The organism is Clostridium oryzae, from assembly GCF_002029235.1.
In the GTDB taxonomy this organism is placed as follows: Bacteria; Bacillota; Clostridia; order Clostridiales; family Clostridiaceae; genus Clostridium_AE; species Clostridium_AE oryzae.
In genome coordinates, this window is the sequence record NZ_MZGV01000076.1 from 1 (window position 1) to 18,552 (window position 18,552).

The following is an 18,552-nucleotide window of genomic DNA, read 5'->3' on the forward strand; positions in this document are numbered from 1 at the left end:
AAGTTTGTCCAAACATTACTTTACTAAGGATACTGACTTTTTTAAATGCTAAAATTTTGGACCCGCTACTAAAGTTTTCTATTTATCTTGTCAATATGATTTCATTTCCATTCTCTGAACACCAGTGAATTTAATATAACATTGAATTATTTGTTTATCAATATTTTTGTATTTTATTCCACATTCTGTAACAATAATTGTATAAGATTTAAGCGGTTACTACTATGAGAAATAATAACATAGATGAATTACAGAAAATAATATTAAGCACAAAAGGGATCATGAATGATTTAAGTGAAGAATTATTAGAGTTTCTTGAGTATGTAGAAAATTCAACAGATGATACAGCAAAGAATGCTAAAGGAAACCTTGTTAAAAGTCTACATAAAAGGGTTCAAGAAGTTAAAAATGATATTTCAGTGGAGGTGGAATTCATGACTTTATTGGAAAGAGATAGAGAAAAAATTGAAGAAGGAAGAGAAGAAGCAATAAAGCAACTGATATTGAAACAATATAGTAAAGGACTTTCTATAGAGTATATTGCAGATATAAATGAAATAGATATTGAATATGTAAGGAATGTAGTGGAAAGCAGCACATCTAAGATTGATAAATAAAAGGAGACCGTCCATAGATTTGTGTAAAAATGATTTAGAACCATAAATAGAACTGGAAATTACTATAGGAATTTATTCCTATAGTAATTTTTATTATATGCTTTAGCGTAAAAAAACCACCCGCTAAGCGGGTGGAGGGTAAGAGGTTATACCGTTAAAAAACTGTGAGGATTCTTAAAGAGTATCTTTACCACAAAATAGGATCTAATGGTCTGTTCTGCCATTCAACAGCCGATTCCATTACTTTATCTGTAATTTTCGAGACTATTGCTGGAGATATATCCGTACTATAAAGCTCGTTTATCTCTGAGCAGATATCGTCTACGGACATTCCTCGTCCAAATAGTCCAATAATCTTTTTATAGTGCCACAACATTTACTTTTATCGTTTCATTTCTTTTCTTAAAATAAATTGACCCTCTTCAATATTCTTAGAATTTTCGATTTTTACACAATGAAATCCACATTTGTTAATGTAGAAATGATGATTTCTTCTACTAAAGATTGGTGTTTCTGTATTCCAAGCTACTGTATCAGGATACATTTCCTCAATCTTTTTCCAAACCATTGTTCCAATGCCTTTGTTTTGTACACTAGAATCAAAAAAGATGGTACCTAAAAAATTGTCTTTATTGGAATTAATCCAAAGAATAGTTCCACCAATTAAATTGTCGTCTTCATAGATTTTAAATGAAGTGGCGTTTGGGTTCATTCCCCAATTTCTTAGGAAACTTCCATCATCATATCCTGGAGGTCCCCCTGTTTCTCTACCTAAATGAATACGAGCATCTTCATCAAAGGCTCTTTTCATAATTGCTGTTAACTCTTCAATATCTTGATTTTTCAATGGCACAAACGTAATATTATCTGACATATCTTACACACTCTCTTTCAATTTTATTGTCATCTCCTTAAAAGAATAATAAATCTTTACGTCGCGTCAAAGTCAAGTATTAATTTACGCTTTATTGGAATAATCCGAAAGATGAAAACAGGATATATCTTTCGGAAGAAAGTTGGTAACTGATATTTTCCATTAAGTGATTATAGGATTATGAGATTAATATGGACCCTCAAAGCTCCAAAAACGAAAATCGCCAGAAGTTCCATAAATAAAGAACTTCTGACGAATTAGGAAGAGCGTGAGACGGGATTCAAACTATGTTGCGAACACAAAAAATCTGATAAATGGTCAATCTGCTTGAAATTCATCATCATGTCTTTTGAAAAAGTCATAGTAGGTTCGTACATTCTCTAATTCTGTCCAGTGCCTAATTGTAACCGGATAATGTCAAGTGCCAGGCACGTGACATTTGAGACATTTGAAATTTATATGAAATAAAATTCGTAAACCTGTCAATAATTATATTTGAAATAGGTTTAAGGAGAAATTGTTTATGAAATTAGATGATTATCAGGAAAGTATTGTTAAAGATCAAAGTAAAAATATGCTTATCGTAGCTTCGCCAGGTTCTGGTAAAACTACCGTCATAATAAACAGAGTGGGCTACATGATCAGAAATGGCATAAAACCATCTTCAATAGTTATAATCACATTTACAAAGGCAGCTGCGGAGAATATGAAGAAAAGGTACGTAGAACTATTTCATCAAAGAAATATACCTTTTTTTGGAACATTTCACTCGTTTTTTTACCGCATATTATTGAAGGAATATCATAGCATAGAAATTATTGATGGCTATGTGACTTTTCAAATAGTTAAGAATGTCATGTCCAAAAGTCTGGGTATGGTAGGTGAAGATAGAATACAAGAAATTATCAATGCTATTTCACTTTACAAAAATCACTGTAGTTCTGAAGAAAATCTGAAGATATTTAATAGCAGCATATTTATGAGATGCTATAATGCATATGAAAGCTATAAAAAAGATAAGAAATTAGTAGATTTTGATGATTTACAGCTAAGGATTTATAAACTGTTTCAGGATGAAAAAAAACTTGAATTATATACGTCGTATATAGATTATTTGCTTATTGATGAATTTCAGGACTGTGATGAACTGCAGCTTAAAATTTTAGAACTGTTATGCAGGAACAAATCTATATTTGCTGTTGGGGATGAGGATCAATGTATTTACAGTTTCAGAGGGGCCAAACCTGAATATATGGTGAATTTTTCAGAACACTTTAAAGATGGTGTGAAGCGATACTTGATAAATAATTATAGAAGCGGACAAAACATAGTAAGCATTTCGAGAAATGTTATAGAAAATAATAAGATGAGAAACAAAAAAGAGTTTTCCGCTAAAGGCCTCTATACAGGAAATGTAGTATTTAGAATATGTTCTGATGAAAGGGAACAGGCTCAATTAATATCAGATTTTATAGTTAAGAATCATGAGACTAATAATCAAAAGTATAGTGACAATGCTATTTTGTATAGAACCAATAAAGAATGCAGTGATATTATCGATTGTTTTGTTAGAAAAAAGATTCCTTTTAACTTTATTGACAGTGAATACAATGCATATAATAATTTTATTTGCCAAGATATAATAAGTTATCTTAAACTAAGTAATGACTTTACTGATGAAGTAAGCTTTTGCAAAATTATTAATAGACCTAATAGATATGTGAGCAAGGTTATCATAGAAAAGTTAATTAACAATCCACTAAAGAAGGATTGCTTTGATTTTATGGCTGATACTGCCCACCTTCCTTTTTTTCAATATAAGGAATTCTATGATTTAAAACATGCACTATTAAAAGCATCTCATATGTCAGCTTTGAAAGCTATCGATTATATAGTAAATAATATTGGGTACATTAAGTTTATTGAGAGATATGTCATTAAAAATAAATTGGAAATGCGGGATCAGCTAGAAGTTATCAAAGAATTCAAAGACAATGCAAAAGAATATAAATCAATAAAAGATTTTATAGCGCATGTAGAAGCTGTGAATTGTGAGATGAAAAATAGTAAAAGAAGAAACAGAGAGGGTGTTTTACTTAGTTCTATTCATGGAGTTAAAGGGATGGAATTTATGAATGTATTTATAATTAATTGCATAGAAGGAAATATACCATATGATAAGGAAGGAAAGTATAGTAATATAGAAGAAGAAAGAAGACTTTTTTATGTTGCTCTGACAAGAGCTATAAATTCAGCAGCGGTATTTTGCCCGCGTACAATAAAAAGCAGAGCAGCACGGATATCAAGATTTATAGATGAAGGAAAAATAAAAAACGGAAGTCAGCAGGTTACATAGACTGTATCGTTGTATAAGTCATTGAATGTTATAGTTAGGTGTAATATAATTTTAGTGTATATAAACAAAGATAAAACTATTTATATGAGGTTGATGATAAATATGAAAACAAAAATAGAACCTGATCAGGTAATATTTTCTCTTGACATTGGAACTAGATCTGTAATTGGTACAGCAGGAGTATTAGATGGAAAAGATTTTATGGTCATAGAAGAAAGTTATGTTGAACATGAAGAAAGAGCTATGATTGATGGACAGATTCATGACATAAGTCTAGTAGCTAATGCTGTAAACAAGGTTAAGACTGAACTCGAAAGTAAACTAGAAATTAAGCTTCAAAGGGTAGCTATTGCTGCAGCAGGAAGATTTTTAAGAACAACAACTTCCTCAGCAGAACTAGTTGTAGATAATACGAAAGAAATAGATAGAGAAGCTATAAGAAGTCTTGAACTCACTGCAGTTAAAAATGCAGAGGATAGCATAAATAAGGATACACAGGGAAAACTGTACTGCGTAGGGTACAGCGTAAAGAATTACTATTTAAACGGATATATCATAAGTAATCTGCTTTCTCATAAAGGCGATACAGCAGGTGTTGAACTTATAGCTACATTTCTTCCTCGTTCAGTTGTTGACAGCTTATACTCTGTAATGAATAGAGTTGGCTTGGAAGTAGAAAGTTTAACCTTAGAGCCTATTGCTGCAATGGAAGCTGTAATACCTAAAAGCTTAAGATTATTAAATATAGCACTTATAGATATTGGAGCAGGTACTTCCGATATAGCGATAAGCAGCAATGAAAGTATAACAGCTTATGGTATGGTATCTACCGCTGGTGATGAAGTCACTGAAGCTATAGCACAGCATTATCTTGTGGATTTTAATACAGCAGAACGGATGAAAAGGGAGATTTCATCTAATGAAAGCATAAGCTATGTGGATGTACTTGGAATAGAAAATCAGGTTTCCAGTGAAGAAATATTAAAAGTTATTAGCCCTACAGTTTCAAAGGCCTGTGATGAAATAGGCGATAAGATAGTTGAACTTAACGGAGGTAAAGCTCCTAACGCTATATTTCTTGTCGGCGGAGGCGCTCATACTCCTATGCTTAAAGAAGTATTAGCTGAAAAACTAAACCTGCCTGCTCAAAGAATTGCAATTAAAGGAAGGGATGCTGTAGCTGACTGTAAAGGCCAGAATAATGAATTAGGAAGCACTGGAGTTACAGTTCTAGGTATAGCGCTTGTATGCATAAAACGCATGGGTCAGGACTTTATCGATGTTACCTTTAATGGAAGCGTTGTAAGTTTATTCAATTATAGAAAACATACAGTAATGGATGTATTGGTTCAGGTGGGAGTTAATCCTAAAATACTTATCGGTAAGAATGGTAAAAATATAAAATTTGATCTTAATGGAGTGAAGAGGGTAGTATTCGGAACGTTAGCAAAGAATGCTATTATCAAGGTCAATGGTGCAGAAGCTTCCATAGATTCCTCTGTAAAAGAGGGAGATATTATTGATATTACATATGCAACTGATGGAGTTGACGCTAAGACTAAAGTTATAGAATATGCGGCAAATTATGATACTAAGTCTTTTTATTTAAATGGACAACTTTGTAATATAGAGCCGGTTGCGCTTATAAACGGTGAAAAAGTAAGTTTTGATACAGACATATGCAATATGGACAAGGTTCAGATATTTACACCTGCCACGTTAGGTGAATATATAAAATATTGTATAGGCAAAATGGATTTGGAAACAAACTTCTATATTAATAATGTTAAGCTTGATTATGATTATATTATAAAAGATGGGGATAATATAATAAAAACAAGTGTTACACCTGAAAAGAAATCAGTAGAGATAGAAATGAATGAAATAAAAAATATTGAAACAGGCAGCATCACTCTAGAGGAAAGCAGTAACAAGAGTATAGAAAAAACGGATGAAGTTATTCATAAGTTAGATGAAAAAAGTGATGCAGGAAATAAAATAAGAGTTAAGGTAAATTCTACAGATATAATTTTAAAAGGCAAAGATAAATACGTATTTGTTGATATATTTGATGAATATGATTTTGATAGGAGTATCGTTAAGGGAATTTTGGTGACAAAACTTAACGGAAATAAGGCTGGATTTTTCGATCAATTGAAAGATGGTGACTTCGTAGAAATATACTGGGGATAGGAGAAATGACATGGAACAAAAAAATATGGATTTTTTAGCAGAAGCTTTGAAGATAAAAAATTACCTAATAGACTGGAGAAGAGATTTTCATATGCATCCAGAGATAGATTACGATTTGATCAGAACTTCAAAAAAAATAAAAGAGTTTTTGGATTTCGAGCATATCCCATATACGGAGTCTGCTAAGACAGGAATTTGTGCTATAATTCGTGGAGATGAAGCTTCAGAAAATAGTAGGACTATAGGCATAAGGGCTGATATGGATGCTCTTCCGCTTCGAGATAGGAAGATTTGTGAATATTCCTCTAAAGTTGAAGGAAAAATGCATGGATGCGGACATGATGCTCATATGAGTATATTAATGGGGGCTGCTAAAATATTAAACGGGTTAAGGCATGAATTAAAAGGAAATGTGAAGCTTTTTTTTGAACCAGCTGAAGAGACTACTGGCGGTGCGGCTGTTATGATAAAGGAAGGCGTACTGCAAAACCCTGAAGTTGATGCAGTTATTGGGCTTCATGTGGCTGAAGGTATAGAATGTGGTAAAATAGGAATAAAAAGAGGCGTTGTTCATGCAGCGTCTAATCCTTTTGAAATAAAAATAATAGGAAAAGGCGGACATGGAGCACATCCAGAAGATACAATAGATCCTGTGGTTATAGCCAGTAATGTGGTACTTGCACTTCAGTCTATAGTAAGCAGAGAACTTCCACCAGTAGATGCCGCTGTAATAACAGTAGGTTCAATACAGGGGGGAAGTGCAGAGAATATAATACCTGAGGATGTAGTACTTAAAGGAACCATTAGAACCATGAAAAAAGAGCACAGACAGTATGTTACTCAAAGGGTTAAGGAGGTAACAGAAGGAATAGTTAAGGCTATGAGAGGCAGCTGTGAAATAACTATAAGAGAAAGTTACCCTTGCTTATACAACGATGATGGAATGCTTGATTTTGTTGAAAAAAGAGTAGAGGATATTGTATCTGAGGATAATATAGAAAGGCTTACAGTACCTAATATGGGAGTTGAAAGCTTTGCGTATTTTTCCATGGAAAAGCCATCAGCTTTTTATTTTTTAGGAGCTGCTAATGAAGAAAAGGGAATAAACCATCCAGCACACGGAAGTTATTTTGACATAGATGAAAATTGTCTTCCTATTGGAGTTGCAATTCAGTGTAAGACAGCCTATGACTACTTAAATAAAAAATAATATTTTTACAGGAGGACATAAATGAAACTACAGATCGGTGATAATGAAGCAGGGCAGAGGTTGGATAAGTTTTTGAGAAAGTATATGAAGGATGTACCTTTGAGTGCTATATATAAAGCCATTCGAAAAGGGGACGTAAAAGTAAATGGCAAGAAGGCTAAGGAACAGTATTTCCTTGAAAATGGAGATGAACTTTTTATATTTGTAAAGCATAAGGAAAATGAGCAGAAGGAGTTTATTCAGGTTGATGATTCCAAACTTATTGTGACATATGAGGATTCAAATATGCTTATAGTTGAAAAAAAGCCTAATTTGCTTGTACATCCAGATAAAAATAAAAATGAAGTGACACTAACTGATATGGTACTTACGTATTTAAATCAAAAGGGAGAGTATGATCCACAAAAAGAACTTACATTTACACCTGCACCATGTAATAGACTTGATCGTAATACTTCTGGGATTGTTATATACGGTAAGAATTTTGAAGCACTTAAACTTCTAAATGAGATGATAAGAGAAAGAGATATTAAAAAATATTATTCCGCTCTTGTAAAGGGAAGAATCAAAGACGGGATTTATGAAGCATATATACAGAAAAATATGGATAATAATATTTCAAAAGTCTATGATAATCCAGTTAAAAATTCAAAGAAGATAGCAATGGAAGTTAAGAGCTTGCAGAGTGATGGTTTATTCTCATTTGTTGAAATAGAGCTTATAACAGGAAGAAGCCATCAGCTCAGAGCACATCTTGCTCATTTGGGAAATCCGATAATAGGGGACGGAAAGTACGGCGATAAAAAATTAAACAGCTTTTTTGTAAATAAGTATGGATTAGATTTTCAGTATCTATATGCATACAAATTGTTTTTCAAAAATTGCAGGGATAGATTGGAGTATATGAATAATAAAACTATAGCAGAGGGGCTTCCGCCGCTGCTTAAAAAAATTAAAAAGGATGTATTTAAATTTTAGTTTTGAAAGGTTTTGAGTAGATGAAGAGTCAATCAACTGCAAAAGGATTCGCAATATTATCTGGGGCAGGTGTTTTAGTAAAGGTCTTATCACTAGCATATTTGCCTTTTCTTACGGTTATTATCAGCCAGAGAGGTATGGGATTATATCAGCCGGTTTATCAAGCTTTTGCCTTTGTCTTTGTTATAACTAATTCTGGAATTCCTGTAGCTATATCAAAACTTATATCTGAATTGGTAGCTCAAGGTAATTATAAAGATGCTGTTAAAGGCTTTAAAATTGCAAGAACTATGCTTGTATTTATAGGAATACTTATGATGCTGGCTATGGCAATTTTAGCAAAACCAATTGCTATATTTTTAAATGCACGTGAAGCTTATCTTTCTTTAGTAGTATTATCTCCGGCTCTGTTTCTAACCTCTATAGTATCAGCATATAGGGGATATTTTCAAGGAAGAAGTAATATGCTGCCTACCGCAGTTTCACAAATATTAGAGCAGGTTATGAATACTATATTCAGTCTTGTATTTGCTGCAGTATTCATAAAGTATGGTCTGATAATGGGAGTGGCAGGTTCAACCGTAGGAACTACGGTTGGATCAGTGACAGCGGGACTTTATTTATTATATATGTATAAAAAGAATAGAGTATTTAAGGTTTCAAAAAAAGCGGTTAAAGAAAATGTCACAAGGCTTCCTAATAAAGTGCTTGTAAGAAGAATTATCAATTACGGTCTACCTATTACTTTATCTGCTGGACTTCAAAATGCTGGAAGCTTGATTGATGCATTTAACACTAGAGGAAGGTTGTTGGTGGCAGGACTTTCAAATGTAGTTATGAATGAAAGATATGCTACTCTGGGACAATATAATTCTTTTACAAGGGTGCCGACAACGCTTATTGCTTCCTTAAGTGTCGCAGTTCTGCCGGCAATTTCAGCAGCTATGGCAGTTGGCGATAAGAAAACCTTACGTGATAAAATTAACTTTGCTTTTAAAGTATGTTTTATGGTATCCATACCATCTGCCGTAGGACTTACAGTTCTTGGAGCACCTATATTTAAGCTTCTGTTTCCTAAGGCTGGAATTTATGGGGCGATGTTTATGGAGTATGGTTCAATAATTGTAGTGCTTATGGGAATTGTCCAGATACAGACAACTGTACTTCAAGGACTTGGGAAACTTAACCAGGCTATGCTGGCTATGGTGCTAAGTATAGTTCTTAAAATTGTTATTAATTATACATTAATAGCTATACCTAAAATAAATATTATGGGCGCTATAGTAGGAAATATAGTAAGCTTTTTAGTGCCGATGTTTATATACAGATCTTATATTAATAAGAGTATAAAAATGAAGATAAGGATGGCTTCAATAGCAGCCAGACCTGTATTTTCATCTATTGTCATGGGTGGAGTTATCTATGCTTTGTATTATTTAGTGTACTTTGTTATTTTAAAAGGAAAGAGCAGCAGCTTACTTTTGGCCATGCTTGTTACATTTCTTATACTTCTAGGGATTTTTGTGTACACATATGTAATGATACTTTGCAGAGGAATTAGAAAAAAGGATATAGATTCAATTTCACCAAGACTTATGAGAATCATGCCAGGATTTATGAAAAGAAAGATGGCATAAGGAAAGGGGGAAAGATCTCCACTAACTGGAAATCTCTCAACCTTATGAGACAACTCTATGCATCAAATTCGCTGATAACATATAAAAATGGCTAATTACAGACATAGGATATACTTTTGCATTTATAAATACTCAGTATAAGTCCTATTGCTGCCATTTGAACGATTAACCTTGAACCGCCGTAGCTTATAAAAGGCAAAACCATCCCTGTAATAGGAAGAAGTCCAAATACCATGAGAATATTCCAAATGAATTCAATAGCAAAGATGCACATAAAACCTTGTATTATTAATCTTCCATACGTATCTTTTACAGAATTTGCAGTAATGAACATACGCATTAAAAATACGAAAACCAAAACTATAAGTGAAATGCCTGCGAGCCATCCTAAAGTGTATATTATATATGGGAGAACAAATTCACTTTCAGCTGATGGCAGGGCTTGTTTGGAAAGAGAAAAACCATGTCCTAAAAGCCCAGTGGAGTACAATAGCTTGTTTATTTGAATACTTATATAATTTGACTTGTCAGGGACATTTCTTGAATTAATAAAATTTAATAATCTTTCCAGCAGGTAGTGTCTGGAAAAGAGTAGAAAGAAAACGCCGGCGATACATACTCCCAAAGTGGAAAAGGTGTAAGCTAAGTTTACTTTTGATTTGAACATAAGTACTATAAATACAATAAAATAAGTTAATGCTGGCATAGGTAAATTAAGTTTTACATATAATGTAATAGGCAGAAGCAGCATTATAGTTAAGTATAAGTAACCTTTTACATTTTTTAAATCTAATCTCCTTATTAATTTGGAAAGTGAAATAACATATAAGAATAAGCTTAACTCAGTAGCATCAAAGGTTAATACACCTAAAAAAGATGAAATACCTAATTCAATTGAGTTTTTTCTCCCGCTAACTGTGTGAGCTAATAACAGTTGTAACAATAATAAAAGCGTAGCTGCGATAAAAAGTTTGCCTGAATGTTTTTCTAGTTTTTTATAATCAAAAAAGTATAAAGTGAATATAATAATATAACCTAGAGCGCTAAACAGGCTGCTTTTTTTGAAAGCAGATGGATAAAAGGCAGTTCCGTTTTTCAGCATAAAATATGCTATAAGTACGCCTAGTAAAGAGAATACCACAGTAATAATAAGTATACTCCATTCTGGAGCAGCTTTATGGCTTTCATTTAATTGCTTTCCTATTACTTCAGCCTGACCCATTTCAATTAACGCCTTTTTAGACGCTTCTTCTTCAATAAATCCTTTTGATATCAAATCTTCAGTCTTTTCTTCAATATGGTTTAATATTTCAGCTCGTATTTCTTTATGAGCTTTTTTAAATTTTACAAAACTACAGATTTCTTGAAGATATTCTTCAACTTTAGAATTTACCAATTTAATACAGCTCCTTCATAAATTACTTTGTCAACTGCGGAACGAAAAGTTTCCCACTCTTTTTGCTTTTCTCCCATATGTTTTTTTCCAAGCTTAGTGATTTTGTAGTACTTTCTTTTTCGTCCGCCGTCTTCAGTCCAGTAACATTCAACCATTTTTTCGGCTTCCAAAGAATGAAGTATAGGGTATAGAGTTCCTTCCTTAAAGGTAAAAATACCTTCTGATTTTGCTTCTATTTCTTTTATCATCTCATAACCATACATAGGTTTTTTATCCAGAAGTGTAAGTATCAGAATCACTGTGCTGCCTTTCAAAAGTTCCTTGTTTATAACCATAAGTTCACCTCCTCATTTAATACATTTATATGCGATGCATCGGATATCTATGTATAAGAGTAATACTGTTCATAAAAAAAGTCAATATTTAGTATATTTGTTTTAAATTTTTATCTTTCGTAGCATACCATAGATAGCCTAATAGCATTTATGTAAAATTTCATTACTTATTGACAGAATGATAAAGAAGTAATAAACTAATACTGATGATAATAATTATCAATTTATAATAAAAATCATAAGAATATGCTTGCTCTTTCTGCAATTGAAAGGAGAAATTATGAATTGTTCCAGAACATTATTGCTAAGTTATTACATAGAAATATTTATCATGATATAATTGAGAGCCTTGTGGCAGCACTTGAAGCTAAAGACTGTTACACCTGTGGTCATTCAGAGAGGGTTGCGGCTTTGACTTGCGAGTTGGCAGGCAAACTTGGAATAAAGGGAAAAGAACTAGAGGATATTCATATGGCAGCACATTTACATGATATTGGGAAAATAGGCATACCGGATAATATTTTGAACAAGAGTGGAAAACTTTTGACAGATGAATGGGAATGTATTAAAACCCATCCTAAAATAGGTTTTGATATTCTAAATAAATCAAATAAATTAAAAAACATAAGTGATATTGTATTGTGTCATCATGAAAGATGGGATGGAAAAGGGTACATTCAAGGACTGTCAGGAAAAAATATTCCTCTTGGTTCAAGGATCATAGCAGTATGCGACTCAGTAGATGCAATGACATCTAACAGATCATACAGAAAGGCTATGAATTTTAATGAGTGCGTTAATCAGATACGTTTCAACAAGGGTGTAATGTTCGATCCTGTTATAGCAGATTGCTTTCTAGACAATGCAGTCAGGTTTGAAAAAGTTATTGCTAGTTTTAAGAAGAATATTAATGTATGAGGAAAATTAGTCAATGATAGATATGATATTGAAAATATAAATTAATAATATTAATCTATAGCAACCCTAATCAGAATTTTTATAGATTACAGAATTTTGATTAGAGTTGCTTTATACATATGATTTAATAGTGTAGTTATCAGGCAGGTGGCTTGTATCATTTATTTTGACTATAGTTGGATTTAAATCATTATCAAAATCTATTTCACAAATTGCAGTATTTCCTAAACTGATTTTATGATACATTGTCATGTCCCAATTAAAAAGTCCAATTAATCCCGCTTTTATTATTCCTCCGTGAGCTACAATTAGAATTTTTTTCTCGTTATGTTTAGATACAATTTCAGCTATAGCATTTTTAGCTCTTATGCTGGCATTTTTTAAGCTTAAGTCTCCACCACACATAGGAGCTTCTGTTTTATCTTTTCTCCAAAGACTAAACTCTTTTGGATAAGTGGAAGATATCTCTTTTACTGTAAGCCCTTCCCATTTGCCAAAATTAATTTCTCTTAAGTCATTTACTATAACAGGCTTGATTTCTTTAATGTCAGCAATGATTTTAGCTGTTTCCATTGCTCTATTTAAGGGACTCGTATATATGCAATCAAAATTATTTTTAAATTTATTAGAAAGATATTGAGCCTGTTTAATACCTTCATCAGATAAATCTATATCTTTGCAGTCCTGAAATTTACCTAATCTATTCCATTCAGTTTCACCATGTCTTATTAATAATACCTTATTTCCCATTTTTATCTCCTATGTATAAATTATTCATAAAAAACATTATAACAAACAGTTTCTATATATATTAAAGTAATATTTAGTTATATCAATAAATAATATTAAACTGTTTACAAATTTAAGTCAATATTTATAATTGGCATTTGACAATAATTAATATAAAGAGTAATATATAATTGGCAAATGCCAATATATGAATAGGAGATGATTTCATGTCAGATTGCAATTCATGTCCGTCAAATAATGGATGTTCAAAAGATAAGAAAAGTTGCATGATTGAAAATAATCCATTAAACAATGTGAAAAAAATTATTGGAGTTATGAGTGGAAAGGGTGGTGTAGGCAAGTCATCAATCTCAGTACTTATAGCAAAACAGCTGAAGCAACTTGGATATAAGGTCGGTGTATTAGACGCAGACATAACAGGACCAAGTGTACCAAGACTTTTGGGATTAAAAGGCAAGAAAACTAGAGGAAACGGAAAAGAAATTATGCCTGTTGAGACTAGTAATGGAATAAAGGTAATGTCATTGAACTTCTTAATGGAGAATGAAGATGATCCAGTGATTTGGAGAGGTCCAATCATTTCAGGTGCTGTCAAGCAGTTTTGGACTGATGTTCTTTGGGGAGAACTTGACTATTTAGTAATTGATATGCCTCCGGGAACAGGAGATGTTGCATTAACTGTTATGCAGTCTATTCCTATAAGTGGAGTAGTTATGATTTCAGTTCCGCAGGATCTTGTTGCGATGATTGTTTCAAAGGCTGTAAAGATGGTAAGACAGATGCATATTAATGTATTAGGTGTTATTGAAAATATGAGTTATATAACTTGTCCTGATTGTAATAAAAAAATAAAGCTTTTTAGTGGTGAAAATACAGAAGAGTTTTTAAACAAAATGAGTTTAAAGCTTCTGGGTGAACTCCCAATGTTAAGCAGCGTAAGCAGTTTATCAGAGTGTGAACATGAAGGTATAAGCAAAGAGGTTGAAACTATAATAAAACCTATTGTAACCAATATAATAAAAGATTTGGAGGAATAATAATGAAAATAGCAATTTCAGCAGCGGGAAAAGATATTGAAAGCTTGCTTGATACGAGATTTGGAAGATGTGAATATTTTCAAATTCATGATACAGTAAGTGGAAATATTAATGTCATAGAAAATAGAGGAAAAACATCTAGTGGAGGAGCAGGTATCGCAGCATCAAATCAGTTAATAAGTGAGAATGTGGACGTCGTTATTACGGGAAATCTTGGACCAAATGCATTTGAACTTATTGAAAAAGCAGAAATTAAAGCATATAAAAGTGAAAGCATTGCTATTAAATTAGTTCTTGATAAGTACAAAAATGGTGAACTTGAAGAAATAAAGATTTCTGGACCTGCTCATCACTAATAAAATGATGGAATTGGAGATGAATACAGATTGAATATAGCAGTACTTAGTGGTAAGGGGGGAACAGGGAAAACTACAGTATCTACAAATTTAGCTCTTGCATTAAAAGCAAATTATATAGATTGCGATGTAGAAGAACCGAATGGCTTTTTGTTTTTAAAACCAAAAGTAGTTAAAGAAGATAGAGTAATGGTTGAATATCCTGTTATGGATGATAATAAGTGTAATAATTGCGGAGAATGCGTAACAGTATGTGAGTTTAATGCACTTGCAAAAGTTAATGAGGATATTATTCTTTTTCAAAAGCTATGTCATGGCTGTGGAACTTGTCAAATTGTATGCCCCAATAATGCAATAACTTATGAGAAGAGAGAAATAGGTAAAATTGAAAGTGGTAAAGCAAGGAATATAAATTGCAGCAGAGGAATTCTAAATATAAGTGAACCAATGGCAGTACCGGTTATTAGAGAACTGCTTAAAAGTTTATTATATAATAACCTTATTGATTGCCCGCCGGGGACTTCCTGTAATGTTGTAAATGCTTTAAAGTATGCTGACGGCGCAATACTTGTTACAGAACCATCTGAATTTGGACTTCATGATTTAAAAATGGCTGTGGAACTTGTAAAAATGTATGATATACCTTTTGGAATAGTTATAAACAAAGACGATGGTGAGGACAATATAGTAAAAAAATATTGTATAGAACAGCGAATACCATTAATAGGCACAATTCCTTACAGTAAAGAGACAGCAGTGTTTTATTCAAAAGGTGAAGTGCTATATGATGATTTGCATCATAAAGCTTTCTTTGACAATCTTTCAGAACAAGCAAAGGTGGTGTTATCTTGGAGCTAGTAGTTTTAAGCGGAAAAGGTGGTACAGGGAAAACAACCATTGCAACTGCATTATCTGAGCTTGCTAAAAATGTAATGAGAATAGATTGTGATGTAGATGCACCAAATCTTTATTTGTTCTATAAGGGGAAAGATATCGAGAAGAAGAATTTTATTGGTGGGAAAAAAGCTGTTATTAATGAATCTATGTGCATAAAGTGTTGTAAATGTAAAACGATATGTAAATTTCAGGCCATTGAAGAATTTAGCGTGAATTCGTTTCTTTGTGAAGGTTGTGGCGCCTGTGTCTTAGTATGTCCGCAGAATGCTATAGAATTGAAGGATGAGAAGACTGCAGACACTTATATTACAAAATTACAAAACGGCATAATTTCAAGGGCAGAAATGGAAATAGGCAGTGATGGTTCAGGAAAGTTAATATCTTTTTTAAGAAGAAACGGGAAAAGATTTAACAGCAATGAAAAATTGACAATCATTGATGGATCACCTGGTATTGGTTGTTCTGTTATATCTTCAATAACAGAGTGTGATGCTGTTTTAGTTGTAACAGAGCCTACAAAATCGGGACTTGAAGATTTAATGAGAGTTGTAGGATTATGTGAACATTTTGGAATATTTACTATGGTATGCATAAATAAATATGACATAAATGAAGAGATGACAAAGGAAATAGCAAAATTTATTGATGACAAAGGACTGGCTTTAATTGGAAAAATACCATATGATGATACGGTTATGAAATCTATAAATGAATTGAAACCTATAACTTGTTATAAAGACAGCAAAGCAGAAAACGCTATTGAGAGCATGTGGAGTAATATACAGAAATGTATATTTTAATATTTAAATATAAAGGAGGAATTTTATAATGAAAATAGCAATTGCAAGTGAGGAAAAATATGTAAGCGGGCATTTTGGACATTGTGGGGGATTTACAATTTATGATGCAGAGGATGGAAAAATAATAAATAAGAATTATACACCAAATCCGGGTCATAAACCGGGATATTTACCAGTATTTTTAAAGAAATTAGATGTAAATGTTATTATTGCAGGTGGTATGGGAGAAACTGCACAGCAGTTATTCAGCGAAAATGGAATTGAAGTAGTAGTAGGAGCTCAAGGAGTGTGTGATGAAGCTGTACAGAAATATATAAATGGTGAATTGAAGTCCACAGGAAGCATATGCAAAGAACATGAATATGAAGGACATTGTAATGAATGATTAATAATTAACTATATTTTAGGAGAAAAGTGATTGATATGAGTACTTGTATAATAACTGGTGCCAGCAGAGGCATAGGGAAACAAATAGCAATAAAAATGAGCCAAACTAAAAACATAGATAATTTTGTGATAGTATCAAGAAATAAAAAAGCGTTAGATGAAACTTATGAGTTAATGAATAAGGAAAAGACGATAAAAATCTGCGCAGTAGATCTTGAAAATTCAGAAATGATAAAGGAGATAATTAAAGAAATAGCTGAAGAATTTGGTACTATAGATTATCTTGTAAATTGTGCTGGATATGCAGAACCGCAGTCTTTACTAGAGACATCTGTTGAAAATTGGAATAAAACTTTTGCAGTAAATGTAACTTCTATATTTTGTATAATAAAGGAAGTTGTAAAAATAATGAAAAAAACTGGTGGAAAAATACTGAATATTGCATCAACAGCTGGTTCAAGTGCAAGACCAGGTTGGCTTGCATATGCCGCATCAAAGGCAGCTATAATAAGCATGTCTCAGACAATTTCAGCAGAACTTAAAGAATATGGAATAAAAACATACTGTATATCACCAGGAAGATGTGCTACAGAGCTTAGAAGAGTATTGGCCCCCAATGAAGACCCTTCAACAATAATGCAACCGGAAGACGTGGCATCAGTAGTACGAAATCTTTTATCGGATATGGAAACTTGTATGGATGGTCAGGACATAATTGTAAGACAGCAATAATATTATATGTAAACTGGAGGAATGTTAAATTGGAAAAAGTTCAAGTAAATATGAAATCATGTCTTCAACCAGTACCTAAAATATTAGTATCTTGTAGAGATAAGGATGGTAAGAATAATGCATTAGCAGTTGCATATTGCTGTAATTGCAGTTATGCTCCGCCAATGATTATGGTAGGTATTGTGCCCTCACGGTATTCTTATAAAATAGTAAAAGATACAGGTGTTTTTGTAGTAAACATTGTTACAAGAGCTCAGAAGGAAATGTTTGATTATTTAGGTAGTCATAGCGGCAGAGATGAAGATAAATTATTAAAATTAAATATCAAGGTTGAAGAAGGAATAAAAGTTAATGCACCATTATTAGCAGATTGTCCTATTAATATAGAATGCAGAGTAATTGATTCAATAGTTACTGGATCTCATGAAATGTTTGTAGGTAAAGTCGAGTATGTGCATGCAAATGAGGAGTTAGCTGATAATAATGGTGATATTGACTTCTCAAAATTAGAACTATTATAATAGTTTAAAAAATAATTATTGACATATGCCTAAAATAAAATTATAATAGTATTTATAAATGGCAAATGCCTAAAATATTATTATAAAGGAGATATGCATATGCCAGGAAGAGATGGTACAGGTCCTATAGGACTTGGAGATATAACAGTAAGAGGTATGGGAATCTGTAATTTTGGAAAAACTGAAAGTACAACTGGTGTGTTAGGTTTAAGGTTAGGATTAAACTGCAGAAGAGGTTTTAGAAGAAATAGATGCAATAGCAGTATTAATTTTAAAAATCAAAAGGATTTACTTATACAGCAAAAAGTTATTCTAGAAAATGCTCTTAAATCGATCAACGATAAATTAGATACTTTGCAGGACAACCAGTAAATAGGAGGTGGTTTACCACCTCCTATTTACTGTATTAAATTTTAATATAATAAAAGTTTTGATAGTGTAAAGTTTGCTATGAAAAAAATTTAGAGAAAAAAAGTAGGATTGAAAAGAGAAAAAGAAGAAAAAAAGCAAGGAAAAATAGGTAGGTGAAGGAAGCCGCCACCCTTGACAGCATGACAA

At 32.4% G+C, this 18,552-nt stretch carries 19 protein-coding genes and 1 pseudogene; 15 read left to right on the forward strand and 5 right to left on the reverse strand.

Translation table 11 applies throughout. The annotated features are described in order from the left end of the window. Nucleotides 1-224 precede the first annotated feature (224 nt). Entirely contained in the window at nt 225-617 is a 393-nt protein-coding gene (locus CLORY_RS19810) for a hypothetical protein (RefSeq protein WP_341456653.1), read from the forward strand. A gap of 196 nt (nt 618-813) precedes the next feature. Here the strand turns inward: CLORY_RS19810 and CLORY_RS19815 are convergent. Both CLORY_RS19815 and CLORY_RS19820 read right to left on the reverse strand, forming a co-directional pair. Beyond that, nucleotides 814-975, reverse strand: a pseudogene (locus CLORY_RS19815) (transposase); the annotation flags it as partial. 24 nt (nt 976-999) lie between these two features. After that, on the reverse strand, nt 1,000-1,491 hold the full coding sequence (locus CLORY_RS19820) for a GNAT family N-acetyltransferase (protein WP_079427788.1): 492 nt from the start codon (nt 1,489-1,491) through the stop codon (nt 1,000-1,002). A gap of 523 nt (nt 1,492-2,014) precedes the next feature. Between CLORY_RS19820 and CLORY_RS19825 the strand changes: the two genes are divergently transcribed. The 5 genes from CLORY_RS19825 (at nt 2,015) to CLORY_RS19845 (ending at nt 9,865) form a co-directional block, all read left to right on the forward strand. Further along, nucleotides 2,015-3,847, forward strand: coding sequence for an ATP-dependent helicase (locus tag CLORY_RS19825; protein ID WP_079427790.1), 1,833 nt, complete (start codon nt 2,015-2,017; stop codon nt 3,845-3,847). 102 nt (nt 3,848-3,949) lie between these two features. Further along, on the forward strand, nt 3,950-6,040 hold the full coding sequence (locus CLORY_RS19830; RefSeq protein WP_079427818.1) for a cell division protein FtsA: 2,091 nt from the start codon (nt 3,950-3,952) through the stop codon (nt 6,038-6,040). 25 nt (nt 6,041-6,065) lie between these two features. Then, entirely contained in the window at nt 6,066-7,250 is a 1,185-nt protein-coding gene (locus CLORY_RS19835; protein WP_079427820.1) for a M20 metallopeptidase family protein, read from the forward strand. A 21-nt stretch (nt 7,251-7,271) separates the two neighbouring features. Next, nucleotides 7,272-8,228, forward strand: coding sequence for an RluA family pseudouridine synthase (locus CLORY_RS19840; RefSeq protein ID WP_079427792.1), 957 nt, complete (start codon nt 7,272-7,274; stop codon nt 8,226-8,228). A gap of 20 nt (nt 8,229-8,248) precedes the next feature. Beyond that, entirely contained in the window at nt 8,249-9,865 is a 1,617-nt protein-coding gene (locus tag CLORY_RS19845) for a putative polysaccharide biosynthesis protein (RefSeq protein ID WP_079427793.1), read from the forward strand. A 91-nt stretch (nt 9,866-9,956) separates the two neighbouring features. Here CLORY_RS19845 and CLORY_RS19850 read toward each other — a convergent pair whose 3' ends face one another. Then, nucleotides 9,957-11,261 carry an FtsW/RodA/SpoVE family cell cycle protein gene (locus CLORY_RS19850; RefSeq protein WP_079427795.1) on the reverse strand — a complete coding sequence of 435 codons (1,305 nt, stop codon included), beginning with the start codon at nt 11,259-11,261 and terminating at the stop codon, nt 9,957-9,959. Next, a complete protein-coding gene (locus tag CLORY_RS19855) occupies nt 11,255-11,596 on the reverse strand; it encodes a PadR family transcriptional regulator (protein WP_079427797.1) in 342 nt (113 codons plus the stop codon). The genes CLORY_RS19850 and CLORY_RS19855 overlap by 7 nt, the downstream gene beginning before the upstream one ends. Before the next feature lie 285 nt (nt 11,597-11,881). Here CLORY_RS19855 and CLORY_RS19860 point away from each other — a divergent pair, with 285 nt between their 5' ends. Then, nucleotides 11,882-12,514, forward strand: a complete 633-nt coding sequence (locus CLORY_RS19860) for an HD-GYP domain-containing protein (protein WP_242954464.1) — start codon at nt 11,882-11,884, stop codon at nt 12,512-12,514. Nucleotides 12,515-12,625: 111 nt separating this feature from the next. Here CLORY_RS19860 and CLORY_RS19865 read toward each other — a convergent pair whose 3' ends face one another. Continuing rightward, complete coding sequence (locus CLORY_RS19865; protein WP_079427801.1) at nt 12,626-13,264, reverse strand: histidine phosphatase family protein; 639 nt, start codon at nt 13,262-13,264, stop codon at nt 12,626-12,628. A gap of 206 nt (nt 13,265-13,470) precedes the next feature. Between CLORY_RS19865 and CLORY_RS19870 the strand changes: the two genes are divergently transcribed. From CLORY_RS19870 to CLORY_RS19905, 8 genes are all read left to right on the forward strand, one after another. Further along, the gene (locus CLORY_RS19870) at nt 13,471-14,301 is read left to right on the forward strand and encodes an Mrp/NBP35 family ATP-binding protein (protein WP_079427803.1); all 831 of its coding nucleotides are present in this window, start codon (nt 13,471-13,473) and stop codon (nt 14,299-14,301) included. 2 nt (nt 14,302-14,303) lie between these two features. Further along, complete coding sequence (locus tag CLORY_RS19875) at nt 14,304-14,657, forward strand: NifB/NifX family molybdenum-iron cluster-binding protein (protein ID WP_079427805.1); 354 nt, start codon at nt 14,304-14,306, stop codon at nt 14,655-14,657. A gap of 30 nt (nt 14,658-14,687) precedes the next feature. Then, nucleotides 14,688-15,515 carry an ATP-binding protein gene (locus tag CLORY_RS19880; RefSeq protein WP_079427806.1) on the forward strand — a complete coding sequence of 276 codons (828 nt, stop codon included), beginning with the start codon at nt 14,688-14,690 and terminating at the stop codon, nt 15,513-15,515. Continuing rightward, nucleotides 15,506-16,354: an ATP-binding protein gene (locus CLORY_RS19885; protein WP_079427808.1), complete on the forward strand. Its 849-nt coding sequence runs from the start codon at nt 15,506-15,508 to the stop codon at nt 16,352-16,354. The genes CLORY_RS19880 and CLORY_RS19885 overlap by 10 nt, the downstream gene beginning before the upstream one ends. 28 nt (nt 16,355-16,382) lie before the next feature. Continuing rightward, a complete protein-coding gene (locus CLORY_RS19890; protein ID WP_079427810.1) occupies nt 16,383-16,739 on the forward strand; it encodes a NifB/NifX family molybdenum-iron cluster-binding protein in 357 nt (118 codons plus the stop codon). Nucleotides 16,740-16,777: 38 nt separating this feature from the next. After that, a complete protein-coding gene (locus CLORY_RS19895; protein WP_079427812.1) occupies nt 16,778-17,473 on the forward strand; it encodes an SDR family oxidoreductase in 696 nt (231 codons plus the stop codon). A 29-nt stretch (nt 17,474-17,502) separates the two neighbouring features. After that, nucleotides 17,503-17,994, forward strand: a complete 492-nt coding sequence (locus CLORY_RS19900) for a flavin reductase family protein (RefSeq protein WP_079427814.1) — start codon at nt 17,503-17,505, stop codon at nt 17,992-17,994. Nucleotides 17,995-18,093: 99 nt separating this feature from the next. Then, nucleotides 18,094-18,366, forward strand: a complete 273-nt coding sequence (locus CLORY_RS19905; protein ID WP_079427816.1) for a DUF5320 domain-containing protein — start codon at nt 18,094-18,096, stop codon at nt 18,364-18,366. Nucleotides 18,367-18,552: the final 186 nt, after the last annotated feature.